The following is a 25288-nucleotide window of genomic DNA, read 5'->3' as shown; positions in this document are numbered from 1 at the left end:
CGCATAATCCCGTTGCTTGCGGCCGGCTATAGGGCAGCCGCTGCTGCACCATCTATTGTCCCGGTGCGGCTTCTGCAATGGGAGAAGCGGGCAATCAGGAGGCATCTAGCCCCAGGTCGGCGCGACCGATCTAGAGCTGGTGCGTCCTTCTAGACGCACAAAGGACGGCTTAGATCTTTGATTTTGCACCTACGCTGGCCTGATCGGAAACAGACTCCTGATCTCAACCCGAAGGCGAAATGTTCGATTGATCAGGCGCGGAAGCGATCAGCCGAAAACGCCGCGACACGCGCTGGATCGCCGCGACCAATGATCAGCTCTGCAACCAGGCGTGCAGTGATCGGAGCGAGCGTCAGGCCAAGGTGGCCGTGACCGAAGGCATGGATCACCCTGGAGCTGCCGCGCGACCGACCGATGACCGGCCGGGAATCGGGCAGCGACGGCCGGAACCCGAGCCACTCGGATGACGGCCGGCCGAGTTGTGGAAAGAACTGCCTGACACCGCGGTCGAGCAGCGCCAGCCGGCGTGGATTTGCCGGCGCTGCAAGCCCGCCGAGCTCGACGGTTCCGGCAACGCGCAGCCGGTCGGCCATCGGCGTCATGTAGAAGCCGAGATCGACCGGACAGACCGGACGATTGAGCAGAGGCGGTTCGGTCGGGAATTCGAGATGATAACCGCGCTCAGTTTCGAGCGGGATCCTGTCGCCGGCCTGCATGGCCAATGCCCGCGATTGCGCGCCCGCGGCGATCACAACCGTGTTCGCCTTGATGCGAAAGCCGGAACCGCTGAGCCTGACACCGTCCGCCTCGACCCGCAGTCCGGTTATCTCAGCCTGCGCCACCGACACGCCGCGGACGGTCGCGGCATTGAGCAGCCGCCGCATCACTGTCTTGGGATCGGTGACATTCATCGAGTCCGGGAAGTATAGACCGCTGGCCCCCGTCGCGGGCAGGCCAGGCTCCAGCGCGGCGACCTCTTCCGGTGTCAGAACCTCTTGATGGACGCCAAACCCGGCGCGCAGCGCCCTGCCCCCGGCGGCCTTGGCGAAATCGCTCTCGCGACGATACAGGTAGAGACAGCCGTTGCGGCGCAGCAGGTCTGCCATGTCAGCCTCCTTCGCCATCTCCACCCAAGCCGGCAGGGCCTCAGCCAGAAGCCTGGCGAGCGCCAGCGCATTGGCTCGGGTGGCCGCCGGAAGCGACTGCCGCACGAATTGAACCAGCCATGGCGCAAGCTGCAACAGCGCCGGCCAGCGCAAGGAAAAAGGGCTTTCGGGATCGAGAAGCAGCTTTGGCAGCGCGCGCAGCACAGCCGGATTGCCCACCGGCATGCAGGCATATTCGGCAATCGTTCCGGCATTGCCGAACGAGGCCCCGGAGCCCGGCTCATTGGGGTCGATGAGCAGGACTTCGCGACCCTCAACTGCGACCCGGAGTGCCGTCGCAAGTCCGACAACGCCGGCACCGACAATGGCGATTTCGACCGTTTCCGACGTTGCCATCATTAGATCCTAGACGAAGCCAGGCAATTGCAGATGGCCGGCCGATAGCAATTCGGCCATGGTGTTCAGGGCCGTGCGCAGATCGTCGAGCGAGCGCGCGGCGCCGACATTGATGCGCACGCCGTGCTGTACCGGCTCGCGCCCAACCGCGAAGGCATCACCCGGGAGCACGGCAACGCCACGTTCCAGGCAGGTGCGAGCGAAACCCGCGCCCCGCCACGGCTCCGGAAGGCGCAGCCAGGCATGCGTCGAAGTGGGGTGGTTCTGGACATCGTAGCGGCCGAGGATTTCGGTGAGGATGGCCTGGCGCTGGCGAAGCTCCTGCTTCTGCGTTTCTATGATGCGCGCCGCCAAGCCCTCTTCTATCAGCCGCGCGCCGATCAGTGCAGTCAAAGGACTGATGCTCCAGCAGTTGATGCGCAAAGCCGCTGCGACCTGGCCGGCTATGGCGCGTGGCGCGATCACAAAACCGAGGCGCAGTCCTGGGGCAAGGCATTTCGACATGGCGCCGATATGGATCGTCAGTTCGGGCTCGAGGCTGGCAAGCGATGGCGGCGGATTGTCTGCCAGGGGGCGGTAGACGTCATCTTCGATGATGAGGACGTTGTGGCGGCGGGCGACAGCTATCAGCTCGTGCCGGCGCTCTTCGGATAGCGTGATGGTCGTCGGGTTGTGCAGGGTCGGGACCAGGAAGACCGCGCGTGGGCGGAGCTGCGCGCAGGCCGCGTCGAACGCGTCGGCCCGCATGCCGCCACGGTCCATCGCGACGCCTCTGAGGTCGAGCCCATGCACCCGGCACAGCGCGTTGATGCCCTGATAGGTCACTTCGTCGGCGAGCACGACCTCGCCCTGCCTGGTCACCGCGCCAAGCACGCAATCCAGCCCATGCTGGGCGCCCGCCGCCAGCACCACACGGCCGGGATCGCCTTCCCCCGCCACCGGGCGCATCCACTCGGCGATTGCCGTCCTCGCCCAAAGCGGCCCCTCCGGCGGATGATAGTCCTGAAGCGTGGCATAGTGCCGGTCCTTGGACAGGCGCGGCAGCAGCAGCCCGAGCGCATCGAGATAGGCCGAGGTCGCAGGTCTGTTGACGGAGAGGTCGATAACGCCGGTGTCGTCGCTCGGCGCCGACACGAAACCTGGCCTTTCGCCGCCATTGCGGGCCGCGACCGTTGTGCCGCGTCCGGGCCGCGCTTCGAGCAGGCCGCGCTGCTGCAGCGTCGACAGTGCGCGCGTCACCGTGGTGACATTGATGCCCAGTGCGCGGGCGATCTCGCGCTGCGGCGGCAGCCGGTCTCCAACAGCAAGTGTGCCAGCCGTGATCCGTTCGGCAATAGCGTCGGCAAGGCGCCGGTAGACCGGGCCTTCATCCGAGGCGAGTTGCAGGTCCTGAAGCATGCGGATTGGCGGATTCGGTGTGTTGACGCTCTGGCTACCGGCGCATCTAGCATAAGACAATGCTCCGGACAATAGTACTTGTCCGGTACATATTTCCAAAATCCGGCTGAAAAATCTCACACAATCCCGACGAAAGCCGCTTGACGGCCAAACTTGTCTGCATCTATGGTCCTTTAGAGATCGATTGTGTGAGCATACAAGTTTGGTTTGCCGCCTTGTGCGGCAGCGTCACGCGAGACCGACACATGCACGGCAAGCATCACCTCGTTTCAACAAGCAGCCTCTGCCGCAGCTCGACGGATTTCCGTCCGTGACCGCCGAAGCGACAGCCTTGTCACGCGACAGTGCCGAGCCTGCACGGGCAGCCGATGCCGGCAGCCATGGATTTGTCGAATTCATCGATGTCGAGAAATCCTATGACGGCCGCACCTTCGCGGTAACGCGGCTGAACCTCGGCGTTGCGCGCGGCGAGTTCCTTACCCTTCTCGGACCCTCCGGTTCGGGCAAGACGACGACGCTCAACATGCTTGCAGGGTTCGAACGGCCGACCAGCGGCGTCATCACGCTTGAGGGCCGGTCGGTCGACAGGCTGCCGCCCTACGAACGCAACATCGGCATGGTGTTCCAGAACTACGCGCTGTTTCCGCACATGAGCGTTGAGGAGAACGTCGCCTTCCCGCTCTCCGTCCGCAAGATCACCAAGACGGACGTTGCATCCCGCGTCGGCCGCGCGCTCGACATGGTGCGTCTGCGGCAGTTCGGCGACCGGCGGCCGGCACAACTCTCGGGCGGCCAGCAGCAGCGTGTCGCGCTTGCCCGCGCGCTGGTGTTCGAGCCGAGCCTGGTGCTGATGGACGAGCCACTCGGTGCGCTCGACAAGAAGCTGCGCGAGCATATGCAGCTCGAGATCAAGCAACTGCACACGATGCTCGGTGTCACCATCGTCTATGTGACACACGACCAGAGCGAGGCGCTGACCATGTCGGACCGCGTCGCCGTTTTCAACAATGGCGGGATTGCCCAGCTCGGTTCGCCGGATGATCTCTACAACGCGCCGCAAACTTCGTTTGTCGCAAGCTTCATCGGCGAGAACAATACGCTGCTCGGCAAGGTCGACCGCGTCTCTGGCAAGGAGTGCCGCGTTGCGCTGGACGGCGGCGGTTCGGTAACCGCGCTGGCCATCGGTGTTGCGGAGGGCGCGGCCTGCCATGTCGCTATCCGCCCGGAGCGGCTGAAGCTTGCGCCCGCTTCGAACGGAGCAAATGCGTTGGCCGGCACGGTCGATGGCCGCATCTATCTCGGCGACCACCAGCGTCTTCTGGCCAAGCTGGAAAACGGACAGGTGCTGACCGTCAAGGTCGGCCCCGAAGCGACCATGGGCAACGGGGAACCGGTCACGGTTTCCTGCACGCCCAACGACTGCCGCGCCTTTCCGGCAGATGCCGGAACGGGCGGTTCCATCTCGAAAACAGGGGAATAACAACAATGAAAATCACCAAAGCACGGCTGTTCGCCTTTGCGGCAGCCACAGCATTCATCACCTCAGGACATGTCGCCTTCGCCGACGAGCTTTCGATCATGGCCAGCGGCGGCGCCTGGCAGGATGCCCAGCGCAAGGCATGGTTCGAGCCGTTCAGCAAGGAGACCGGTGCCAAGATCGTCGAGCAGGAATATCTTGGCGATCTCGGCAAGGTCAAAGCCATGGTCGACACCGGCAACGTGCCGATCGACCTGGTGACGGTCGAGACCGCGACCGTGCTGCAGGGTTGCGACGCCGGCATTCTCGAGCGCCTCGACTATTCCAAGATCGCGCCGCGCGAAAAATTCCTTGAAGGCTCCGCGCTCGACTGCGGCGTCGGCCTCGACGCCTATGGCGACGTGCTCGCCTATGACCCCAACGTGCTGAAAGAGGCGCCGACCTCGGTGCTCGATATCTTCGACACGACCAAGTTTCCGGGCAAGCGCGCGATGCGCAAGTTCCCGGCGCAGAATCTGGAATGGGCGCTGATGGCCGATGGCGTCGCGCCGGCCGATGTCTACAAGGTGCTGGCAACGCCGGAAGGCGTCGACCGCGCCTTCAAGAAGCTCGACACCATCAAGAAAGACATCGTGTGGTGGGATGCCGGCGCACAGCCGCCGCAGCTCCTGGCATCCAAGGAAGTGGTGATGACCACCGCCTGGAACGGCCGTATCCAGAATGCGATCGACAAGGACGGGGCGCCATTCAAGATCGTCTGGAACAACCAGATCCTCGAATACGACATGATCGCCATTCCGAAGGGCGCCAAGAACCCAGAGCTGGCCTACAAATATCTTGCCTATATCAGCCAGCCGGAAAACAACGCCAAGCTCGCCAGCTACATCACCTACGGGCCGGTGCGCACCGATGCAGCTGCCTTTGTCGCGCCGGACGCGCTGCCCAAATTGCCGAACGCGCCCGACCATATGAGCGCTTATCTGGTCGCCGACACCGAATTCTGGGGCGACTATGGCGAGGATCTGGTCAAGCGCTTCAACGCCTGGCTCGCGCAGTAGGAAAAATGACGGCGCTTGAGCCCACGGAACTGGATCGGCCGCGCATCGAGCGCGACCGGTCGGCCGCCGATGCCAAGGCGGCGAAATCCGTCACGGCAAAACTTCGGCGCGCCGAGTTTGGCGACCGGCTGCGGTCGCTGGCGCTGGCGGCACCTTTGCTTGTGCTGCTGGCGCTGAGCTTCGGCATCCCGATCGTCCTGCTGCTGTCGCGCGCCGTCTATGATCCGACGATTGCCGACGCCCTGCCGCAGACCAGCCAGGCGCTGCGCGGCTGGAACGGCGCGGGACTGCCAGGCGATGCCGCCTTCCTGGCCCTTGCCGCCGACCTCAGGGACAATCAGGCCAGGGGCACGGCATATGAACTCGCCAAAAGCCTGAACGCCCGCCTGCCCGGTGCGCGCAGCCAGGTGCTCAAGACGGTACGCCAACTGGAGGCTGCCGACAGGCCGCCGCTGGAGGTGATGAAAGCCGTGCCGTTCTGGTCGGCGCCCGGCACGTGGCCGGTCATCGAGAGCGGCACCCACAGCGTGACGTCGTTCTACCTGCTGAGCGCGCTTGATCTGCGCTGGAATGCCGACGGCGGCATTGAAAAGGTGCCGCCGGAACAGGCGATCTTCCTGCAGGTGTTCATGCGCACATTCTTCGTCGCCGCGGCGGTGACGCTGGCCACGCTGATACTGGGCTTCCCCCTCGCCTACCTCATCGCCTCCGTGCCCAAGGGCCTCGCCGCCATCCTCATCGTCGCGGTGCTACTGCCATTCTGGACGTCAATCCTGGTGCGAACAGCGGCGTGGACAGTGCTCCTGCAGAAATTCGGCCTGGTCAATGATTTGCTGTTGTGGCTCGGGATTGCCGACGACCGGCTCGACCTGATGTACAGCCGCATAGGCCTGATCATCGCCATGACCCACATCCAGCTGCCGTTCACGTTGCTGCCGATCTATAGCGTCATGCGCACGATCCCGGCCTCGCAGATGAAGGCCGCCTATTCGCTCGGCGCAAAACCCTTCACCGCGTTCCGCCGCGTCTATCTTCCACAGGTTTTTCCGGGCGTCATGGCCGGTTGCCTGCTCACCTTCATTCTCTGCCTGGGCTACTACATCACGCCGGCGCTTATCGGCGGGGCAAGCGACCAGCTGATCAGCAATTTCATCGCCAACTACGTCAATGTCGAGCTGAACTGGGAGATGGCGGCAGCACTGAGCTTCATCCTGCTCGTCTTCACCCTGGCGCTGTTCGGTATCTTCGCCCGCATCCTCGGCCTCGACCGTCTCAAGCTGGTGTAGCCATGCTGCTGTCTCCCTATCCGACGACAGGCGAAAGAATCCGCATCACCCTGCTCTGGCTGTGGTGCGGCATGGTGATCCTGTTCCTCCTCGTGCCGATCCTCGTTCCGGTTCCCTTGTCGTTCAACAGCGGCGCCTTCTTCATCTTTCCGCTGGAGGGATTTTCGACGCGCTGGTACGCGGTCGTGCTCGGCACCCAACGCTGGCAATCCGCGATCGGCAACAGCCTGATCGTTGCGTTCGGGACGACGCTGATCGCGACGATACTCGGCACGTTGACAGCGATTGCGCTTTCCGACGAAAAGTTTCCCGGCCGCCGCATCGTCATGCCGCTGCTGCTGTCGCCCCTGATCGTGCCGGTGGTGATCACCGCCGTCGGCTCTTATCTGTTCTATGCCCGCGTCGGCCTAGCCAGCACCTATGCCGGCATCATCCTGGCGCACACGGCGCTCGCCAGCCCGTTCGTCGTTGTCACGGTGGGAGCGAGCCTCACCGGCTTCGACCGCAATCTGATGCGCGCTGCCGCCATCTCCGGAGCAAAGCCCATCACATCATTCTTCAGGGTGATGCTGCCGCTGATCCTGCCCGGCGTGCTGTCAGGGGCCGCCTTCGCCTTTGTCACCTCGTTCGACGAGGTCGTCGTGGTGCAGTTCCTGGCCAGTGCCAATCAACGCACCATGCCGCTCGAAATGTTCATCGGCCTGCGCGAAAAGCTCTCCCCGGCAATCACCGCCGCCGCCACGCTGATGATGGGGCTGTCGATCATCCTGCTCGTCGTCGCTAATCTTCTGGCTCGCCGTGGCAAGCAGCGACCGCGCATTGAGTAGGAATGTCCTTGCGGCGGTCGGGTGAAGGCATACGAGCCCTGTCAGGCGTCGGCGCTAGTCGAAGATGCGGCGTGTGCGACAGTCAGCCTGTAGAGTTGGGATCGGCTGGGTCCACCCACGGGTGACCCAATCGTGTCACCATCGCCGCGTACCCAACGGCACCTGCCGCCCAAAGGAAAATGCCAAGCTCTTTGACGGCGTCTTCGGCGATGTCGACCGCCGAACCCGGGGTAGGAAACAGCTCTCCCAGCTGGTCGATCGCTGCTGACATCGCGAGTAGGGAGCCCGCGGCCACAAACACGATCGTGCCGTCGAATGTCTTCCGTCGCAGCCGAAAGAACCAGAACAACCCTGCGACGGCGTAGGCAATCATCGTAACAATCTCTGGTATCGCAAAAACGGGCAGCACGTCCTCATGGATCAACAACAGGTCATCGAGGCCCATGACCAGGGTAAGGCCGCCGAGAAACGTGCAATCCCATCGGCGCGTGAGCAGACCAGCAAACAGGGTCGCCGCACCGGTGCCGATCCATAGCGAAGCACCTAGGGACGAAATCCACCCCGTATAGAAGCCGACATCGGCGGCTGCAGATGGATCTCGATAGAAGATCGTAGCGTCCAGACTAAGACTTTGCGCGGCGAACAGCGCGGCCAAGAGCATCACAACGTTAATCGCTGCGGCCGCAAGCATGACCAAGCGCCAGGACATCCTCCATTCGCCGCCATGCTTTGTGTCCAGCGCATTCTTGTCTGGCATTGTGCCGAAGCCCATTCTGAGTACGACGGCCGGTAGCTCCGCTGCGCCGAGCACTCCGCCAGCACTATGCCGGCCCGCCATGATGGCGGCAACACACGGAACGGTTGCAGCGCTTCGCCCACGATGAGGTCGTCGTGGTGGAGTTCCTGGCAATGCCAACGGCCTGCGCGAAAAGCTCTCCTGGCAATCACCGCCGCCGGCACGCTGATGATGGATCTCTCGATCATCCTGCTCGTCCTCGCTAATCTTCTGGCCGACGCCGCCAGCGGAGGCTTGGCCTGACCATGTAATTGGTTCCAGATCTGACGCGCCGGTCAGCAAAACCTATCGTCAGAACCGACCACCGGCGTCCAGATCACGTCGTCGATCCGGAGCGCGCCGGTGGCGAGCATCACCAGCCGGTCGAAGCCGAGCGCCGCGCCGCTCGCCTGCGGCATGATGGCAAGCGCGGCGAGGAAATCCTCGTCGATCGGGTAGCGTTCGCCATAGACACGCTGCTTTTCGTCCATTTCGGCGGCAAAGCGTCGGTGCTGCTCGGCCGGGTCCGTCAACTCGCCAAAGGCGTTGGCCAGCTCGACGCCGCAGCAATAAAGCTCGAAGCGCTCGGCGGTGCGCGGATCGTCGGCGCTCGGCCGGGCCAATGCCGCCTCCGAGATCGGATATCCGAAAAGAATGGTGGCGCGCCTCTGCCCCAGCGCCGGTTCGATTTTTTCGACCATCACCCGGCTGAACAGGTCGGCCCAATTGTCGTCGGGCGCGGTCCGCAATCCGGCCTGGACCAGGGCGGCATGCAAGCCCGCGCGGTCGGTGCTGCCGTCGGCTGCAACCGTCGCCAGCAGATCGATGCCGGCATGGCGCATGAAGGCTTCGGCGACGCTCAACCGTTCCGGCTCGGCAAACGGGTCGGCCTCGCGGCCGCGGAAGCTAAAACGTTTCGCTCCGGCCCGTTCGGCCGCCAGCGCGACGAGCTCGGCGCAATCGCGCATCAGGCTCTCATAGGTCTCGCCGACGCGGTACCATTCGAGCATGGTGAACTCCGGATGGTGCAAGGGGCCGCGCTCGCGGTTGCGCCAGACAGCCCCGAGGCTGAAGATGCGCTCCTCGCCGGCGGCAAGCAGCTTCTTGCAGGCGAATTCCGGTGACGTGTGGAGGTAGAGCGGCTGGCGGGCGCCGTCGGGCCCGATCGCCAAGGTGGCAAAGGCCGACAGGTGCGCTTCATTGCCGGGCGAGACCTGCAGGGCCGATGTCTCCACCTCGACGAAGTCGCCGCGGGCGAACCAATCGCGCATGCCGGCGGCAATGGCATTGCGCAGGATCAGCCGCGGCCGGCGGTCGGCATGGACATGCGGCGTCCACCACGGCGAGGCGGCGGTCATCGGCTTCAGGGGAATTGCACAGAGGGCTGGCGATTGCGGCCAAGATGCGCTAGGCCGCACGCAACGGCCTCTCCAGCCGATTTGCGCCAACAAATTTTATCAGGATGGAAACCCGTGAAGGTCATCGCCAGCTCCTTACGCAAAGGCAACGTCGTCGAAAAGGACGGCAAGCTCTATGTGATCCTCTTTGCCGAAAACATTCATCCTGGCAAGGGTACGCCGGTCACCCAGCTCGACATGCGGCGTATCTCCGACGGGGTAAAGGTTTCCGAGCGTTACCGCACCACCGAGCAGGTCGAGCGCGCCTATGTCGAAGAACGCGAGCACACGTTCCTTTACCGCGACGGCGAAGGCTTTCACTTCATGAACCCGGAGACCTACGATCAGGTCGCGGTGCCGGAAAGTGTGGTCGGCGACATGGCGCCTTATCTGGTGGAAGGCATGCCGGTACAGATCTCGCAATACAACAACATCGCCATCTCGCTGGTGCTGCCGCAGCGCGCCACGTTCGAGGTGGTCGAGACCGAGCCGGTGACCAAGGGCCAGACGGCGTCGTCATCCTACAAGCCGGCAACGCTGTCCAACGGCGTGCGCACCCTGGTGCCGCCACACATCAGCGCCGGCACCCGCGTGGTGGTGATGACGGCCGATGCCGCCTATGTCGAGCGCGCGAAGGATTGAGGCGCGAAGCCTGAAACGCCTCGCCGAAAGCGTCGAGGCGGCCGGTCATCGTCTACCGCTTTGTGCCAGCAGCGGGTTTCGAATTCTGGGACGATATCGACGCGGCACGCAAACTGAAGCGTCAACGCCCTGCCAATTCTTTCCTATTGGACGGTGCCAGCGGGCAATCTCTGAGCCTCGAGCAACGCCGACCGTCCCTTTCGCCAGGTGCCAGGTGGAATGCCGACGAACTTTTTGAAGGCGCGATTGAAGGCGGCTTCCGACTCGTAGCCGACCTCGGCACCCGCTTGCGCGATGCTCATTTCGGGCCGTTCGAGCAAACGTCCTGCCAGTTGCAGACGCCAGCGAGCAAGATAGTGCATGGGCGAGACCTCGACATAGTGGGTAAAGCGGCTCGCAAATGCTGTGCGCGAGAGCCCTACTTCGCGGGCGAGCCGGTCCAATGTCCATTCCTCTCTGGGGCGAGCGTGGATGAGCCGGAGCGCCTCGCCGACATGTGGATCCCGTAGGCCTGACAGCCAGCCGCGCGAATCGTTGGGGAGGGTCTCGAGATGGCGGCGGATGATCTCGACAAACATCAGCTCGCTCAGCTTGGCGAGGATCGTTTCACAGCCCGCCCGCCCACTGCCACCTTCGGCCAGCGCCAGCCGAAAAAGGTCGATAACCCAGCTGCTTCCATCGGCGGGCTTGCGGGCACACAGGATGGCCGGCAATGCGGCGAGGAGAGGATTAAAGGGACGTGCATCGCAGCCAAGATACCCGCAAATGAACCGGGTCCGCTCGTCTCCGCCGCCACCATGGATCACCGCGAACGGCAGGCTCTCGTCTATCGGTCGATAATACATCGCCATATTGGGTTCGCCCCGTGCCCCGGGCGAGGAGCTCAACACATTCGGAACACCACCGGGGAAGACAACGACATCACCGGCGTTCACGAGCACCGGGGGCACCGAATCGTCTCCCAGCGCGGCCCAGCACGAGCCCGACATCACGGCATGAAAAGAAATGATGTGCTCTGCCTCCGGCATGATGGCGGCGGCAATGTCGGCCGTGCCCGGCGACTCGCCGACCCAGGGAGAGCTAGCGTCGACGTCGAAATAGATCGCACCGGTGAGGCGAACGGCTCGGAGCACATCGGAAAGGACATCCATGCACTACACCTCCGGAAACGATCGGCTACTCCCTTTGACAACGAGGTTTTCGGCCAGGCATCTCGAACTATCCGGCAATACAGCCGCCCGAGCAACTACCCATCCGGTCTAATCCTAGTCTGAACGATCGGGCAACAGAAATGGACGATGTGACATTTGCGGGAGCAGCGGACGGGACTAGCGTTTCGTCGGCCGGCCGACAGGTCCAATAACAGGGAGGAATGTCATGAACGATGAAGACATCACCAAATTCGCAGCAAGCCTGCGGGGCGAAGTCATCCGCGCCGGCGACGCCAGCTATGACGAGGCCCGCAAGCTCTACAACGGCATGATCGACAAGCGGCCGCTGATCATCGCCCGCTGTGTCGACGTCGCCGACGTGATCACAGCGGTGAATTTCGGCCGCGACAACAATTTGCTGGTTGCGGTACGTGGCGGCGGCCATAACGGACCAGGATTGGGGAGCTGCGACGACGGTCTGGTGATCGACCTGTCGGCGATGAACGGCGTGCGCGTCGATCCGGATTCCCGTACGGCGCGGGTAGGCCCGGGTTGCACTCAGGGCGACCTCGACCATGCCACCCATGCCTTTGGCCTGGCCGTACCGGCGGGCATCATCTCGACCACCGGGGTCGCCGGACTGACCCTGAGCGGCGGCCATGGCTATCTGACGCGCAAATATGGCCTGACCATCGACAATCTGGTCGAGGCCGATGTCGTGCTTGCCGACGGAAGCTTCGTCACAGCCAGCAAGGAGCGAAACCCCAACCTGTTCTGGGCGCTTCGCGGCGGCGGCGGCAATTTCGGCATCGTCACCAGCTTCGTGTTCAAGCTCCACCAGGTCAGCATGGTCTTTGCGGGGCCGATCGCATGGGATCAGCGCCACGCCCGTACCATCATGCATCATTATCGCGAGTTCCTGCCGAACGCGCCCGAAGAACTCGGGATCTTTCTCGGGCTCAAGACCATCCTGTCGAGCGCACCGTTCCCGGAAGAGTTTTGGGGAAAGCGGATGTGTCTGCTGATGTGCTGCTACAACGGCCCTGAGGAAAAGGGCAGAGAGGCGCTGGCTCCGCTGCTCGATGCGCTGCCCGCGCCCTGGTTCAATTGGATGGGAACGATGCCCTATCCCGCGGTGCAGAGCATGTTCGATGGGCTCTACCCGAAGGGGATGCAGTGGTATTGGCGGGGCGATTTCGTCAAGACGTTGTCCGACGAGGCGATCGACGCTCATCTCAAGCAGGCGGCGAAAACACCGAGCGAGCTATCGCTCATGCATCTCTATCCGATCGACGGCGCGGTCCATCGCGTCGGCAAGGACGAGACACCCTGGAATTACCGTGATGCGACCTGGTCGATGGTCATCGCCGGGATCGATCCGGACCCACAGAAAGCGGGGCCGGTGACGCGCTGGACCAAGGCCTACTGGGAAGCCGTGCATCCGTTCGATCTGGGTGGCGCCTACCTGAACTTCATGATGGATGACGAGGGTGAGGGACGGCTCAAGGCGGCTTATGGCGATAACTACGAGCGCCTGGCCTCGCTGAAGAAGACATACGACCCGAACAACCTCTTCCGGGTGAACCAAAACATCCGGCCTGCTGCTTGACGGCGGTCCTCGTCAGGCCGGCAAAGCGTTGTGTCGTACCGGCTGCGGCCAGCTTAGGCCCAGCCCGGTACGATAGGTTGCCGGTCAGGACGCTCGCCGGCCTTGCAAGCGCGATACTCGGCCGGGCTCGGCGACCATGTTCCATGAGCCACGTCTGACATGCAGCAAAAGCGGTCGGCCGCACGCTCAGGTCACCCGTAGCGCTGCTTCAACCGGCAAGTCCGGGAGAGGCAATGCGGTCAAAGGGTTATGCCTCAGCGGCTGCTTCCCTTCAGGCCGATCGCGCCGGCAGCCTACCGATAATTCCACGCTTCGATGCGGACGTCCGACGTCACCACGACACCCTTCAGTCCTCCTCGAGGACCGGTATCCCCTTCAGAATTAGCTAAATTAGCAGTTTCTTAAGTGACCTTGGAACTTTGTAGCTTGCGTTCCATTTTCAACCGCATGCGAGAGTCTGTGGTCCAAGGGGCTGGAATGACGGTGAACAGGTCACCGCCGCGCTATTCGCTGGTCTTGCCCATATACAATGAAGAACAGGTGCTGCCTCGGCTTATCGAGCGCATCAGTTCGCTTATCGGCAGGCTGGACGGCGAAACGGAGGCCATCTTCGTCGATGACGGAAGCGTCGATGGAAGCGTCGAATACCTTCAAAAAGTGGTCGCCGCCGAGCCGCGCTTTCGGCTGATCGAATTTTCCCGCAATTTCGGCCACCAGGTGGCGATTACCGCCGGTATGGACGCCGCTGCGGGCGATGCCGTCATCGTCATGGATGCCGACCTGCAAGACCCGCCGGAAGTCGTTCTCGATCTGGTGGCTAAGTGGAAGGAAGGCTTTGAGATCGTCTATGCTCGCCGAGTCAAGCGCGAGGGCGAATCCTGGTTCAAGGTCTTTACGGCAAGTCTATTCTATCGACTGCTGGAGCAAATGACCTCGGTCGATATTCCGCGCGACGTCGGTGACTTCCGCTTGGTCGGCCGCAAGGCGCTGGAAACCTTCAAGCGTATGCCTGAACATGACCGCTTCGTCAGGGGCATGTTCGGCTGGATGGGCTTCAAGCAGACGGCTGTGCCATTTGAGCGCCCCGCGCGAACCCTGGGCCAGACCAAATACCCATTCTGGAAAATGATGCACCTCGCAGTTCACGGCATCGTCAGCTTCTCCGAGAAGCCGTTGCGCCTGGCGCTCTGGGGCGGATTGGCCATTTCCGCGCTTGCGGGGGCCTTTGGCGCTTACGCCATCTTTGCCTGGTTTTTTGAAACCGGTATCATTGCCGGGTGGACATCCACGGTGGTGATCGTGTCGCTCCTGTGCGGGATCAATCTTTTCATGACCGGCGTGGTCGGACTCTACGTCGGCAGCATCCATGCCGAGGTGAAACGCCGCCCGCTTTATGTGATCGATCGGCTCACCGGCTTCGACGAGGCGATGCGTGCCGGCTCCGGTGAGCGCCGCCGGTCATTTCACAAGCCCAGGAGTGGAGTCCCCGCCAATGGCCGAACTCTTCGACAGCTATAAATCCCACTATGGCGAGGCGGTCGAAGGGTCCATCCGGTTTTCCGGACTCAGCCACGACTTCTTCCTTGTCGCCAAGGCGGATCTGCTGCGGCGTCTGGTCTTCGAGCGAAAGCTTCGGGAGGGTGGGTCGGCTGTAAGAGCGCTGGATGTTGGCTGCGGCGTCGGTTCGCTCCACCCCCACCTCGACGGCGCTTTCGACAGCCTCGATGGTTGCGACGTGTCGGAGCAATCAATTTTGCGCGCCGGCAAGGACAATCCAGGTGTGACCTACAGGGCCTGTACCACGCCGAGCCTGCCCTACGAGGATGGCGCGTTCGATCTGGCTTTCGCCAGTTGCGTCGTCCATCACGTTCCGTCCTCCTCCTGGCTCGATTTCTTCCTAGAAATGCGGCGCGTCGTGCGGCCGGGCGGCGTCGCCTGCATCATCGAGCACAATCCCTATAATCCACTGACGCGCCTTGCTGTGTTCCGGTGTCCGTTCGACCACGACGCGGTCCTGCTCAACTCCGCCAACGCAGCGTACCTGTTTCAGCAGGCCGGCTTCACAGACATCCGATCCGAGCATTTCCTGCTGCTGCCGTCGGCAAAGCCCTTGGCCAGAAGGGTCGAGCGGGTATTCGCGCCTTTGCCGCTTGGAGCGCAGTATGCGTGCAGTGCGCATGTCTGAGGGCCGTTCGACCAGCGACGCCGGGCTGAGGCTGCTGGCGCGCTTCGGGTCGGTCGGCATCGCCGCAACGATCCTTTATGCAGTGATGGCCACCGCTTTGGTAAAATGGCAACGGTTCGGCCTCTCGCCGGTCGGTGCCTCGCTCGCGGCTTACACCGCAGCCGCCCTGTTTTCTTATCTCGCGCATAAGTTCGTGACCTTCGCGTCGAGCGGATCGCATCGATCGGAAGCTCCGCGTTTTTTCTTGCTGACGGCGACAGGCTTCGCCGTCGCCTACGCGGCGCCGGCGCTTTTGACGGCCAAACTCGGCCTGCCGCCGATCATTGCCATTCTGGTTACATGCTTGCTTGTTCCGGCGGTCAATTTTCTCGTGCTCGATCGCTGGGTTTTTGCGCAGCGAAGACCCGGCAAGCAACGCGATCGCCTGCCCTAACCCGGCTCAATAGGATCGAGCCGGAACGACAACAATTTGATGGCGCGCTTGTAGATGTTGCTGGCGGCCGGACTTGGCGGAATGCCGTCGAGGTAGTTGAAGGCGACATCGAGTATCCTGGCCTCGGCGAGGGCCGCCGTTGGAACGACGAACGAGACCGTTCGCGGCTCTTTGCCGGACAGCGTCACCGCATGCACCCGAACGCCATTCACCGAAATCATAACCCGCTGCGTGACCTGCGGCGGGCGAATGACGGCGGCCATTTGCAGCGTGGCCGTCACGCTGTCGCGGAGCGGCGGTATCTTCAGGCGAAGCCGCGAGGTCTCGCCCAGGGAATGGGTGCCGTCGGCAACGGGCCCCGACCAGCCGCAGACCCTCATGCCGGCTGCCTTTTTGGCGCCGTCGGACCGGAACGACACCGTCTCGCCTAGGGTATAGCTGCCGACCGCATCGCGATTGAGGCAGGTCGTCGTCCGGTCAATGTAATAGGCGCGATAATCGGCGTTGACATTCGGATTAAGAGCAAGCGCAAGAATGACGGTTTCTGTTCCCGCCAGAACCGCCGCCAGCGCGTAGCCGCCGAACGAGGCGGAGCGCCGATATGGCTCCGGAAAGCTAGACCAGGGCAAGATAGCCTCCGATCCATGCCACGGTCATGAAATAACAGGCGCTTAGGAAGAGGCCCAGAGCCGCGAGATAAGTCAGCTTCGACACGGACAGCAGCATGGCTAGCAACATTGTCAGAGGCGCAAGCCCGACGACGTATCTGACCATCGACGCCAGGTTCGTGATCAGCGGCAGGATGATGCAGCAGGCGCAGAACAACGCGGCGCCATACTGCCTGCGAACCGCCAGAACCGCCGATAGCGCCAGTCCTATGAGTGCGGCGAGCGCGCTCCATTGCGGCGCCGTAGGCAGCCATCTAGTTGTCGGAAGGACCGAGAGCCCATCCCATACAAAAGCGAGCGGATTGCCCGCCACCCGTCCAAACGCGCGCTGGACATGCAGGAAGGCAAAGCCGTCGCCGAGGGTCAGATGGAGGAACAGGACGTAGGCGAATAGACCGGCAGGCGAGATGAAGATCGCGACGAGCAGATCCGGTCGGCCAAGCAGCCAACGCGGGAACGACAGCGTCGGCCCGCCCTTTGCGCGGTAATCCCTGAACATCTGAATGACGGTCGCGAATACAACAAGCACTCCGACGAGCCTGGTTGCCGACAGGAGAGCCGATGACAGTCCAGCAGCCAGATAGCTGGAGCGTTTGAGCGCCAGAAAAACGCACGAAGTCAGGAGCACGAAAAGAGGTTCGGTCAGGAAAGTCGTGAAGTGATAGGAGAACGGGCCGCTGAGCAGGAAGGCGCAATACAGCACATAAGCGCGCATGTTCTTCTCGAGCAGTGGCCACGCCACCAGGCAGGCGGCATAGCTGCACGCAATCGATGTGATCGATGCGACCAGGATGGTCGGGAAAGGGAAAACAGACCGGATGGCCGCCACCAGCATCGGATAGAGCGGGAAGAAGCCCCAGCGTCCGACATTGCTCTGGCCTGGAATGGGAAAGCGCTCATAGCCGTGTTCGGAAATGCCGACATACCACGCGCAATCCCAGCGGCAGAGCGCCTGGGCATAGGCCGCGAAGCCGGGTTCTGCCGAAACCGAAGCAAATGCGGCATAGCGAATGGCCAGCCCACTGACGACGAACGCCAACGGCACCGCGACGACGGCTACCGCAACAAAGCGGCGACCGGCGTTCGGACGCGCGACAGCTTCGAGCGCCAAAATCTGCCTCCACCCGTTCAAATGGCAGGCGCCACTATGACGCGCCCCCCGGCGAATTCAAGCCGTGCGCGCGGCTCAAATTGGCGATACCGCCTATCCGGCGTCACTGAGCCAGACCAGCTCTCGCCGGGGTCGCGGTTGTCCCAGGCGAAATACGACACGGCGGTGACTTTCGCTTCCTCCACAGCCCGCGGTTCAGTGCGGTAGAACCCCTCTTCCCAGTTTTCGAAAGCCTCCTCTTTGGCAATTGCCGAAAACGTGACGCCGCCGCCCAGATGGTTCGGCTGCTTGTGTGTCTCGATCTCAGCGGTTCGCGGCAGAGCGATGCGGTGCCGTGGCTGGAATTCGACGCGCAAGCTGTTGTACATGACGGTTCCAATCCCGATACCGCGCCGGTGTATTCGGCCCTTGAGAATCCTCCAGCCTTCGGCAACATGGCGGCAAAGCTGAGAGCATGAGGATGAGTAAGGTCATTTCCGCCGCATCGCGGCGTCGGTCGGCGCCGCGCAAGTCACCGATGGCGCTGACCGAGGCGCTGGTCGCCCGCACCTTGCGGGCGGTCGAGGACGCCGGGCCGACGCCGGGCATGGTCTACATGACCGATGCCGATTACGCGCGCATTCGCGACGAGGTGCTGGCCGGCGCGCCGGCCGGGCCGGTGAAGCTGTTCGCCTATGGTTCGCTGCTGTGGAAGCCGGCCGGCGAGGTCAGGGGTGGCGAACGGGCCGTGGCGACGGGCTGGCACCGTTCGTTTTGTTTTACGGTGCAACGCTTCAGGGGCACCGTCGAGCAGCCCGGCCTGATGATGGCGCTCGACCGCGGCGGCCAATGTCAGGGCATGGTGTTCGAGATCGCCGAGCCCGTGGCGGCCAATCTCGAAGCGCTGCTGCGCCGTGAGATGACCATCCTGCCGGCCGTCAACGTGCCGCGCTGGCTGCAGGTCAGGACGGGCGACGGCATGGGCCAAGCGCTTGGTTTCGTTGTCGATCCCGCCAATCCGCGCTATGCCGGCAAGCTCGAAAAGCGAGCGATAGCGGCGACCCTGGCCACGGCCGTCGGCCATTGGGGTTCAGGCGCCGAATATCTGTTCGAGACCATTCGCCATCTCGACGCGTGCGGCATCCGCGACCGCAATCTCTGGCAGCTGCAGGAGCTTGTGGCCGAGGAGATCGGTCGGGCGCCGCCGTCGGGCTTCATTCGTCCCTGAGCCAGACCAGCATCTCGCCGGGGTCGCGGTTGTCCCAGGCGAAATACGGCACGGCGGTGATTTTTGCTTCCTCGACCGCCGGCGGTTCGGTGCGGTAGAGCCCCTCTTCCCAGTTTTCCAAAGCCTCCTTTTTGGCAATCGCCGAAAGCGTGACGACACCGCCCAAAAGGTTCGGCTGCTGATGCGCCTCGATGTCGGCCGTTCGCGGCAGGGCGATGCGGTGCAGCTGGCTGGAATTGTCGGTCTCCTCGACGCAATAGATCAGCGGTCCGCGTGCCAGTGCGACACGGCCGATATCCTGCCGCACCTGCGGATTGGCGTAGAGGCGGTCGACGGCCATTTCGAGGTCGAGCTCGACGCGGTCGCCCTTGCGCCATTCGCGGCGGATCGCGGCATAGCCGTCGCTGGTGATAGCATCCAGATGGACATCGGCGCCATTGACCTTAAGCGCCGCCTTGCGGCACCAGGCCGGCAGCCGCAGATGCAAGGTGAACTCGGTCGGAGCTTCCGGTTCGACGGAGATCGAGACCGCGCCGTCCCAGGGATAGTTGCTGGTTTGGGTGAGCTCTATTTGCGTCCCGGCGATATCGAAACGAGCCGTGCCGTTTCCATAGAGATGGACGGCAAGTGCTGTGTCCGACAGGCCGTAGAAATAGCTGCCGATCGAGGCGACCATGCGGCCGACATTGGGCGGGCAGCACGGGCAGCGGTGCCATTTCCAGCGGTGGTGGGCGCCGCGGCTTTCGAGCGGATTTTCGTAGAAGAACAGCGAGCCGTCCAGCGACAGGCCGGAGATCGAGCCGTTGTAGAGGGCCCGCTCCATGATGTCGGCGTAGCGCGCATTGGGACCCATGCCGAGCATGCGGCTTGCCCAGAACACCAGGCCGACCGAAGCGCAGGTCTCGGCATAGGCGGTATCGTTGGGCAGGTCGTAATCGGCGGTGAAACCCTCATTGTGCGAGGACGGCCCGAGGCCGCCGGTGACGTAGAGGTTCTTGGTCATGAGATCGTCCCACAACCGGTCGAGCGCCACCCGCAGCGTGTCGTCGCCATATTCGGTGGCGATGTCGGCCATGCCCGAATAGAGGTACATCGCACGCACCGCGTGGCCGACGACCTTGTCCTGCTCGCGCACCGGCTTGTGCGACTGGTTGTATTCGTAGGTTTTGAAATGATAGGCCTTGGGGTCGGCGCCGCGGGCGCGCGCCTCCTCGTCGAAATAATGCGGCTGCTGGCCCCGCTGGTCGATGAGGTATCTGGCAAGCTCCATGTATTTGCGCTCGCCCGTCACCCGCGCCAGCTTGACCAGCGCCAGCTCGATCTCCTCATGGCCGCAATAGCCCTTCTTCTTGCCGGGCTCGGGACCGAACGTCTCGGCGATATGGTCGACATAGCGGCACATGATGTCGAGCAGCTTGCGCTTGCCCGTGGCCTGGTAATAGGCGACCGCGCCTTCGATCAGGTGGCCGGCGCAATAGAGCTCGTGGCAATCGCGCAGATTGGTCCAGCGCAGGCCGGGCTGGATGCGCTGGTACCAGCTCGACAGATAGCCGTCGGGCTGCTGCAGCTTGCCGTACATGTCGATGACGGCGTCGATCTTCTTCTCGAGCTCGTCGTTGCGGCGGCGGTAGAGCGAATAGGCGGCGGTCTCGATGGTCTTGCCCCAGTCCGAGTCCCAGAACATCTGCGTGGTCACCGTCGATCCGGTGAACTCGTTGCCGGCGGTTGCCGCCTCGTCCGGTGAGGGTGAGTGGAACGGAATGACGACGCCGGGCGATGGCCGGTCCGGGTCGATCTGCTCGAGCATGCGCGCCTCGACGCAGCGGTCGTAGAGGATGCCGGCGGTTTTGCTCGCGACTGCATCGACGCGGTCGCCCCAAAAGCCGCGCACATCGACCTGCGGCACCGGCAGCGGGCGGAAGGCGAGTTTCGGCTTGGCGCCCTGACTGGCGGATTGCGATGCGGTCATCAATTTACTCCGGTTCGATTTCTTGTGGTCACTTGACGGCCCCTGCCATCAGGCCGCGGATGTAGAAGCGCTGCAGCAGCAGGAAGAGCACCAGGCACGGTACCATCATGACGGTGACGCCGGCCTGCACGGCGCCCCAGTCGATGGCGCCGAAGCGGCCGGACTGCAGTGCGGTCATCATGATCGGCAGCGTGAATTTCGACTGGTCGGTCATCAGCACCAGGGCTGCCAAAAACTCGTTCCAGGCGCCGAGGAAGGCAAACAGCGCGATGGTGACGATGCCCGGCCAGACCAGCGGCAGCATCACCCTGAGCAGCATGGTGACATTGTTGGCGCCGTCCATGCGCGCGGCCTCCTCGATCTCGCGCGGCACCGCGTCGAAGGCGTTGCGCATCATGAAGATCGAGAACGGCAGCTGCAGCGTGACGTAGACGCAGACCAGCCCGGTCAGTGTGTTGTGCAGGCCGATTTTTGTCAGCACCAGGAAGATCGGCGTCAGGATCGACTGGAACGGGATCATGATCGTCGACAGGATGACGACGAACAGCAGGTTCTTCAGCGGAAAGCGGAAGCGCGAAAAACCGTAGCCGGCGAGCACGCTGACGATCACCGACAGCACCACCGTCATCACCGAGACATAGATGCTGTTTTGCGCCGGCAGCCACAGGCCATCGCCGAAGGTGTTGAGCGTGGCGTAGTTCTCAAGCGAAAACCCAGTCGTCGGCCAGGGCGGCAGCGGCGGCTGGCGCGCCTCCTGCGCCGGCTTGAAGGCCGAAAGCACAGTCCAGGCGATCGGCGCCAGGAACAGAATGGATGCGGTGATGCCGGTCGCATGCTCGGCGATCTGCATGCCGATGCGGCGTTTGCGGCTCCTTGCCTGCGCCATCAGTCGACCCCCTCTGGCTGGCGCAGCAGCCGCAGCTGGATGAGGCTGAGCGCCACCAGGATGACCAGCAGGATCATCGAAAGGGCCGCGCCGTAGCCGAGCTTGAACGACACGAAGGACTGGTTGAAGATCCAGTAGACGGCGGTCAGCGTCTGGTTGCGCGGGCCGCCGCGCAGGATGATGTAGAACTGGTCGAAGGCGAGGATCGAGCCGGCCACCGACAGGATCAGCGCCAGCGCCAGCGTGCGGCGCATCAGCGGCAAGGTGATGGCGCGGAAACGCGCGAATGGCCCTGCCCCGTCGATCATCGCCGCCTCTTGCAGATCCGGCGGGATCGACTGCAGCCCGGTCATCAGGATGATCATGGTGAAGCCCGCCACCTTCCACACCACCATGGCGATGATCGACCAGAAGGCCGGTTGGAAGGTCGCCAGCAGGTTGAATTTCTTCTCGGTCAGGCCGAGGTCGAAAGCGGCCGGGCTGAACAGGCCGGAATCGACGTTGAGCAGCCACGACCACAAAAGGCTCGCCGAGGCGAAGCCGATGACGGCCGGCATGAAGAAGGAGGTGCGGTAGAAGCCGGTCAGCTGCCGCGGCCTTTCGATGAACAGCGCCAGCGGAAAGGCGACGGCAAAGATCGCGATCGTCACCACCACCGTGTAGTAGCCGGTGAACTTCAGCGCGTTCCAGAAACGCGTATCGCGCAGGATCGCCCAATAATTGTCGAGGCCGACAAAGCTATGCGCGCCCATCAGCGGCCAGTTGTGCAGCGACATCCAGGCGGTCATGCAAAGCGGCACAATGAAGAAGACGACGACAAGAGCGACGGCCGGCGCGACATAGAGCAGGCCGATCCACTGCCGGCGCCCGGCGCCGACGAGTTTTCTGGGGCGCGCCGGGGCGGAGATTGCTGTGATGGTGGTCATGCGGGTCTTCCATTGGTGGGACGTCCCCCTCCCCCTTGAGGGGAGGGTCCGGCCGAAGGCCGGGGTGGGGTCGCCTGCGAAGTGCTCCAACAGAAAAGAAAGCGTCGAGCACTGCCGCAACGACCCCACCCGGACCTTCGGTCCGACCTCCCCTCGAGGGGGAGGTGGCGCTTTACTTCTGCGGCGCCGAATCGATGATCGACTGCATGGTCTCCTGCGCATTGGCGATGGCGCCGTCGACGTCTTCGCCGAAGAAGACCTCGTTCATCATCTGGTTCCACGGACCGTTGGCCGAGTTGATCAGGTCGTTGAACACCACCGAATAGGGCGTGCGGCCCTTGCCCATGGCTTCGGCGGCGACCTTGTAGCGCGGGTCGAGGTCCTTCAACGCCTCATTGGCGATGTCGCCTCGCACCGGCAGGCTGCCGTATTTCGCCAGGATGGTCTGGCCTTCGAGCGAATAAGCGAAGTCGAGGAACTCCTTCACCACCGCGACCTTGGTGGTGCCTTTGGTGACGACGAAATTATCGCCGCCGGCAAACGACGACCAGCCGCCATCCTTGCCCGGCAGGAAGGTGATGCCGTAGTCGATATCGGGATATTGCGTGTTGAGCGCGCCGATGGCGAAAGCGCCGGAGGGCGAGATGCCGATATTGCCGGTGGCGAAGGCGGCAAAGAAGTTGGAGCCGGTGTCGGTCTGCGCGCCTGAAGGCACCAGGTCCTTCTTGACCATCGAACGGTAGAGGTCGATGGCGCCGCGCATCTGCGGCGTGTCCAGCGTCGCCTTCGAGCCGTCCTCCGTCAGGATGTCGCCGCCCGAGGCCCAGATCAGCGGCGTGAAGGTGAAGATGTTGCAGCCGCCGCAATTGCCGGAGAAATAGAAGCCCTTGATGTCGCCGCCGAGCGCGTTGACCTTTTCGGCATCGGCTTCGATCTCGGCCCAGTTGGTCGGGCCTTTTTCAGGGTCGAGGCCGGCCTGTTTGAACAACTTCTTGTTCCAGATCAGCACCGAGCTATCGGCCGAGAACGGCAGCCCGTAGATGCGGCCCTTATAGGTGCCGGTCTTGACATGCGCCGGCGACAGGCTGGCGAAATAAGGCAGCGATTTCGCCCAGTCGGTGATGTCCTCCAGCTGGCCTGCGGCGGCGAAGGACGGCGTGTAGATCAGGTCGAGCGACAGCGCGTCGGGCGCCGTGCCGCCGGCGGCGGCCGCACCGTATTTCGGGATGATTTCGGCGTTGGGGATGATGTCGAGCTTGATCTGGTTCTGATGCCCCTTGTTGAAGGCATCGACGATGCGCGGCATGAAGTTCGAGCCGTCGGCGCGAACCCAGATGTTGGCGGTGTCGGCGGCGGCCGAGCCGGCTGTTGCCAGCGTGCCCAGAATGCTCGCGGCGATGGCGAGCCCGGTAATGGTGGTTCTCATGCTTCTCCTCCACATGGTTCTAATTTAGCCGCGCCCCCAAGCAGGTGACTATCGACACGGCCCGTTTCGTTCAGCCGTCCGGCGGACGGCCGCATGACTGACGCACCACCAGCCGGCACGGCAGTTTTCTGATGCCCGGCAAAGCGGGTTCGCCGCCGACGAGCGAAAGCAGGGCAAGGCCGGCCTCGCGGCCAAGTGCTGCGAGATTCATATCGACCGAGGTCAGCGGCGGGCGGGTCGCCTCGGCGACGATCTGCCAATTGTCGAAGCCGATGACGCCGACCTCGTCCGGCACGCCGATACCGCGCTCGCGCAAAGCGTCGATGACGCCGCGCGCGATCTGGTCGTTGCCGCAAAACACCGCATCGGGCTTTTCGCCCGTGCCGTCGTCGCCGTCGAACAGTTTTCTGACCGCCTCATGCCCCCAGGCTTCCGACCACGGGCCGAGCAGCGGCTCCATGACGGGCAGGCCGTTCTCGGCCAGCACCTCGCGATAGGCCTGCGCCCGCGCGTGCACCACGGCAAAACTTGCGGGACCGCTGACATGGGCGATGCGCCGCCGCCCGAGGCGGCAAAAGTGCTCGACCGCCAGCCGCGCCCCGCCGGCATCGTCGGATACGAACGCGATGGCGTTGGGATCGGGCTCGGTGAAGGCGTAGATCGCCGGAATGCCGAGATTGGCGAGGTCGACCGGCAGATGGCGGTCGATGCGCTTGCCGGTGGCGATGATGCCGTCGACGCGCTTGTCGAGCATGGCATCGACATGCAGCTGGGCAAGGCGCGGGTCGTCCTCGACATTGCACAGGAACACCGAGACGCCGGCATCGACCAGCGCATCGGAAACGCCGGCCATCAGCGGCAGCGAAAAGCGGCCATAGGTGTCGTTGGTCAACAGCCCGACGGTAAAGGAGCGCCGCCGCAGCAGGCTCTGCGCCAGGCTGTTCGGGCGAAAGCCAAGCCGCTGCGCCGTCTCGCGAATACGGGTCCGCGTCTCGGCCGTCATCCGCCCTTGCCCGTTCAGCGCTTTTGACGCCGTGGCGACGCTGACGCCGGCAATGGCGGCCACCTCGCGCAAGGTGACCGGCTGTTTGGCGGGCGTTGGCTGCGCATCGGACGCCATGATTTGGATTTCGATCCTCCCATTGAGAAAAGCTTTTCTCTTATGGCCCCTGCGGGTGCTGAATGGTGGGGTCAGCGGCTGCGGGGCGATTTGGGAAAAGGTTTTCTCAGAGGGAGATTAGGACGAAGGATGTGGGGATGGCAAGGGGGAATGGCCTGGTTGTTCGGGCAGGCAACTGCGAATGTCTGCCCTAGGTCCACGACGGGCACCGCGATCGAATAATCGCGGTGCCGAA

23 protein-coding genes are annotated in these 25288 nt (G+C 63.3%); 10 read left to right on the top strand and 13 right to left on the bottom strand.

What is annotated here, in order from left to right:
- Positions 1 to 251: 251 nt before the first annotated feature.
- Both NKH23_RS09690 and NKH23_RS09685 read right to left on the bottom strand, forming a co-directional pair.
- A complete protein-coding gene (locus NKH23_RS09690; RefSeq protein ID WP_352911124.1) occupies positions 252 to 1502 on the bottom strand; it encodes an NAD(P)/FAD-dependent oxidoreductase in 1251 nt (416 codons plus the stop codon).
- A 9-nt stretch (positions 1503 to 1511) separates the two neighbouring features.
- Complete coding sequence (locus tag NKH23_RS09685) at positions 1512 to 2900, bottom strand: aminotransferase-like domain-containing protein (protein ID WP_352911126.1); 1389 nt, start codon at positions 2898 to 2900, stop codon at positions 1512 to 1514.
- Positions 2901 to 3210: 310 nt separating this feature from the next.
- Here NKH23_RS09685 and NKH23_RS09680 point away from each other — a divergent pair, with 310 nt between their 5' ends.
- Genes NKH23_RS09680 through NKH23_RS09665 form a run of 4 tightly spaced genes read left to right on the top strand, consistent with a single transcriptional unit; the run spans position 3211 to position 7548 of the window.
- Complete coding sequence (locus NKH23_RS09680) at positions 3211 to 4380, top strand: ABC transporter ATP-binding protein (RefSeq protein WP_352911128.1); 1170 nt, start codon at positions 3211 to 3213, stop codon at positions 4378 to 4380.
- Between the two features lie 5 nt (positions 4381 to 4385).
- Positions 4386 to 5435, top strand: a complete 1050-nt coding sequence (locus NKH23_RS09675) for an ABC transporter substrate-binding protein (protein ID WP_352911130.1) — start codon at positions 4386 to 4388, stop codon at positions 5433 to 5435.
- A 5-nt stretch (positions 5436 to 5440) separates the two neighbouring features.
- A complete protein-coding gene (locus NKH23_RS09670) occupies positions 5441 to 6721 on the top strand; it encodes an ABC transporter permease (protein WP_352911132.1) in 1281 nt (426 codons plus the stop codon).
- A 2-nt stretch (positions 6722 to 6723) separates the two neighbouring features.
- Positions 6724 to 7548: an ABC transporter permease gene (locus NKH23_RS09665; protein WP_352911135.1), complete on the top strand. Its 825-nt coding sequence runs from the start codon at positions 6724 to 6726 to the stop codon at positions 7546 to 7548.
- Positions 7549 to 7630: 82 nt separating this feature from the next.
- Here the strand turns inward: NKH23_RS09665 and NKH23_RS09660 are convergent, their stop codons facing one another.
- Both NKH23_RS09660 and epmA read right to left on the bottom strand, forming a co-directional pair.
- The gene (locus tag NKH23_RS09660; RefSeq protein WP_352977375.1) at positions 7631 to 8305 is read right to left on the bottom strand and encodes a DUF8692 domain-containing protein; all 675 of its coding nucleotides are present in this window, start codon (positions 8303 to 8305) and stop codon (positions 7631 to 7633) included.
- A gap of 314 nt (positions 8306 to 8619) precedes the next feature.
- On the bottom strand, positions 8620 to 9681 hold the full coding sequence (epmA, locus tag NKH23_RS09655) for an EF-P lysine aminoacylase EpmA (RefSeq protein ID WP_352911141.1): 1062 nt from the start codon (positions 9679 to 9681) through the stop codon (positions 8620 to 8622).
- A 114-nt stretch (positions 9682 to 9795) separates the two neighbouring features.
- Here epmA and efp point away from each other — a divergent pair, with 114 nt between their 5' ends.
- Positions 9796 to 10362: an elongation factor P gene (gene efp, locus NKH23_RS09650; protein ID WP_292661679.1), complete on the top strand. Its 567-nt coding sequence runs from the start codon at positions 9796 to 9798 to the stop codon at positions 10360 to 10362.
- Between the two features lie 143 nt (positions 10363 to 10505).
- On the opposite strand, the gene NKH23_RS09645 is transcribed toward efp, so the two are convergent.
- On the bottom strand, positions 10506 to 11513 hold the full coding sequence (locus NKH23_RS09645; RefSeq protein ID WP_352911144.1) for an AraC family transcriptional regulator: 1008 nt from the start codon (positions 11511 to 11513) through the stop codon (positions 10506 to 10508).
- 226 nt (positions 11514 to 11739) lie between these two features.
- Here NKH23_RS09645 and NKH23_RS09640 point away from each other — a divergent pair, with 226 nt between their 5' ends.
- The 4 genes from NKH23_RS09640 to NKH23_RS09625 all read left to right on the top strand — a co-directional run bounded on the left by NKH23_RS09640 (position 11740) and on the right by NKH23_RS09625 (position 15740).
- Positions 11740 to 13122: an FAD-binding oxidoreductase gene (locus NKH23_RS09640; protein ID WP_352911146.1), complete on the top strand. Its 1383-nt coding sequence runs from the start codon at positions 11740 to 11742 to the stop codon at positions 13120 to 13122.
- Positions 13123 to 13599: 477 nt separating this feature from the next.
- Positions 13600 to 14640: a glycosyltransferase family 2 protein gene (locus NKH23_RS09635; protein ID WP_352911149.1), complete on the top strand. Its 1041-nt coding sequence runs from the start codon at positions 13600 to 13602 to the stop codon at positions 14638 to 14640.
- Entirely contained in the window at positions 14615 to 15307 is a 693-nt protein-coding gene (locus NKH23_RS09630) for a class I SAM-dependent methyltransferase (protein WP_352911152.1), read from the top strand. The genes NKH23_RS09635 and NKH23_RS09630 overlap by 26 nt, the downstream gene beginning before the upstream one ends.
- Entirely contained in the window at positions 15285 to 15740 is a 456-nt protein-coding gene (locus tag NKH23_RS09625) for a GtrA family protein (protein WP_353025004.1), read from the top strand. Before NKH23_RS09630 ends, NKH23_RS09625 begins: the two co-directional genes overlap by 23 nt.
- Here NKH23_RS09625 and NKH23_RS09620 read toward each other — a convergent pair.
- From NKH23_RS09620 to NKH23_RS09610, 3 genes are read right to left on the bottom strand one after another with little or no spacing between them, the layout of a single operon-like run.
- On the bottom strand, positions 15737 to 16369 hold the full coding sequence (locus NKH23_RS09620; protein ID WP_352911155.1) for a hypothetical protein: 633 nt from the start codon (positions 16367 to 16369) through the stop codon (positions 15737 to 15739). The genes NKH23_RS09625 and NKH23_RS09620 overlap by 4 nt on opposite strands.
- Positions 16356 to 17519 (bottom strand): putative hexosyltransferase, encoded by a 1164-nt coding sequence (locus NKH23_RS09615; RefSeq protein WP_353034600.1) that lies wholly within the window; start codon positions 17517 to 17519, stop codon positions 16356 to 16358. The genes NKH23_RS09620 and NKH23_RS09615 overlap by 14 nt, the downstream gene beginning before the upstream one ends.
- Before the next feature lie 17 nt (positions 17520 to 17536).
- The gene (locus NKH23_RS09610) at positions 17537 to 17887 is read right to left on the bottom strand and encodes a hypothetical protein (protein WP_353025002.1); all 351 of its coding nucleotides are present in this window, start codon (positions 17885 to 17887) and stop codon (positions 17537 to 17539) included.
- 92 nt (positions 17888 to 17979) lie between these two features.
- Here NKH23_RS09610 and NKH23_RS09605 point away from each other — a divergent pair, with 92 nt between their 5' ends.
- Positions 17980 to 18726, top strand: coding sequence for a gamma-glutamylcyclotransferase (locus NKH23_RS09605; RefSeq protein ID WP_352911162.1), 747 nt, complete (start codon positions 17980 to 17982; stop codon positions 18724 to 18726).
- Here NKH23_RS09605 and NKH23_RS09600 read toward each other — a convergent pair.
- The 5 genes from NKH23_RS09600 to NKH23_RS09580 all read right to left on the bottom strand — a co-directional run bounded on the left by NKH23_RS09600 (position 18713) and on the right by NKH23_RS09580 (position 25053).
- Entirely contained in the window at positions 18713 to 20695 is a 1983-nt protein-coding gene (locus tag NKH23_RS09600) for a glycoside hydrolase family 127 protein (RefSeq protein WP_352911164.1), read from the bottom strand. The genes NKH23_RS09605 and NKH23_RS09600 overlap by 14 nt on opposite strands.
- 28 nt (positions 20696 to 20723) lie before the next feature.
- Complete coding sequence (locus NKH23_RS09595; protein WP_352911166.1) at positions 20724 to 21581, bottom strand: carbohydrate ABC transporter permease; 858 nt, start codon at positions 21579 to 21581, stop codon at positions 20724 to 20726.
- On the bottom strand, positions 21581 to 22507 hold the full coding sequence (locus tag NKH23_RS09590) for a carbohydrate ABC transporter permease (RefSeq protein WP_352911168.1): 927 nt from the start codon (positions 22505 to 22507) through the stop codon (positions 21581 to 21583). The genes NKH23_RS09595 and NKH23_RS09590 overlap by 1 nt, the downstream gene beginning before the upstream one ends.
- Positions 22508 to 22679: 172 nt before the next feature.
- Positions 22680 to 23933 (bottom strand): ABC transporter substrate-binding protein, encoded by a 1254-nt coding sequence (locus tag NKH23_RS09585; RefSeq protein WP_352911170.1) that lies wholly within the window; start codon positions 23931 to 23933, stop codon positions 22680 to 22682.
- Between the two features lie 70 nt (positions 23934 to 24003).
- Positions 24004 to 25053: a LacI family DNA-binding transcriptional regulator gene (locus NKH23_RS09580; RefSeq protein WP_352911173.1), complete on the bottom strand. Its 1050-nt coding sequence runs from the start codon at positions 25051 to 25053 to the stop codon at positions 24004 to 24006.
- Positions 25054 to 25288: the final 235 nt, after the last annotated feature.

The sequence above is a fragment of the Mesorhizobium sp. M1328 genome (genome assembly GCF_040318075.1).
Taxonomy (GTDB): Bacteria; Pseudomonadota; Alphaproteobacteria; order Rhizobiales; family Rhizobiaceae; genus Mesorhizobium.
Note: the sequence above shows the minus strand (reverse complement) of the source record. Positions and strands in the feature narration are given on the sequence as shown.

Bases quoted from the DNA above. Each gene is read 5' to 3' on its own strand.
- NKH23_RS09690 (WP_352911124.1), bottom strand. From the start codon at position 1,502: ATGGCAACGTCGGAAACGGTCGAAATCGCCATTGTCGGTGCCGGCGTT.
- NKH23_RS09685 (WP_352911126.1), bottom strand. From the start codon at position 2,900: ATGCTTCAGGACCTGCAACTCGCCTCGGATGAAGGCCCGGTCTACCGG.
- NKH23_RS09675 (WP_352911130.1), top strand. From the start codon at position 4,386: ATGAAAATCACCAAAGCACGGCTGTTCGCCTTTGCGGCAGCCACAGCA.
- NKH23_RS09670 (WP_352911132.1), top strand. From the start codon at position 5,441: ATGACGGCGCTTGAGCCCACGGAACTGGATCGGCCGCGCATCGAGCGC.
- NKH23_RS09665 (WP_352911135.1), top strand. From the start codon at position 6,724: ATGCTGCTGTCTCCCTATCCGACGACAGGCGAAAGAATCCGCATCACC.
- NKH23_RS09660 (WP_352977375.1), bottom strand. From the start codon at position 8,305: ATGCCAGACAAGAATGCGCTGGACACAAAGCATGGCGGCGAATGGAGG.
- epmA (WP_352911141.1), bottom strand. From the start codon at position 9,681: ATGACCGCCGCCTCGCCGTGGTGGACGCCGCATGTCCATGCCGACCGC.
- NKH23_RS09645 (WP_352911144.1), bottom strand. From the start codon at position 11,513: ATGGATGTCCTTTCCGATGTGCTCCGAGCCGTTCGCCTCACCGGTGCG.
- NKH23_RS09640 (WP_352911146.1), top strand. From the start codon at position 11,740: ATGAACGATGAAGACATCACCAAATTCGCAGCAAGCCTGCGGGGCGAA.
- NKH23_RS09635 (WP_352911149.1), top strand. From the start codon at position 13,600: ATGACGGTGAACAGGTCACCGCCGCGCTATTCGCTGGTCTTGCCCATA.
- NKH23_RS09630 (WP_352911152.1), top strand. From the start codon at position 14,615: ATGGCCGAACTCTTCGACAGCTATAAATCCCACTATGGCGAGGCGGTC.
- NKH23_RS09625 (WP_353025004.1), top strand. From the start codon at position 15,285: ATGCGTGCAGTGCGCATGTCTGAGGGCCGTTCGACCAGCGACGCCGGG.
- NKH23_RS09610 (WP_353025002.1), bottom strand. From the start codon at position 17,887: ATGTACAACAGCTTGCGCGTCGAATTCCAGCCACGGCACCGCATCGCT.
- NKH23_RS09605 (WP_352911162.1), top strand. From the start codon at position 17,980: ATGAGTAAGGTCATTTCCGCCGCATCGCGGCGTCGGTCGGCGCCGCGC.
- NKH23_RS09600 (WP_352911164.1), bottom strand. From the start codon at position 20,695: ATGACCGCATCGCAATCCGCCAGTCAGGGCGCCAAGCCGAAACTCGCC.
- NKH23_RS09595 (WP_352911166.1), bottom strand. From the start codon at position 21,581: ATGGCGCAGGCAAGGAGCCGCAAACGCCGCATCGGCATGCAGATCGCC.
- NKH23_RS09590 (WP_352911168.1), bottom strand. From the start codon at position 22,507: ATGACCACCATCACAGCAATCTCCGCCCCGGCGCGCCCCAGAAAACTC.
- NKH23_RS09585 (WP_352911170.1), bottom strand. From the start codon at position 23,933: ATGAGAACCACCATTACCGGGCTCGCCATCGCCGCGAGCATTCTGGGC.
- NKH23_RS09580 (WP_352911173.1), bottom strand. From the start codon at position 25,053: ATGGCGTCCGATGCGCAGCCAACGCCCGCCAAACAGCCGGTCACCTTG.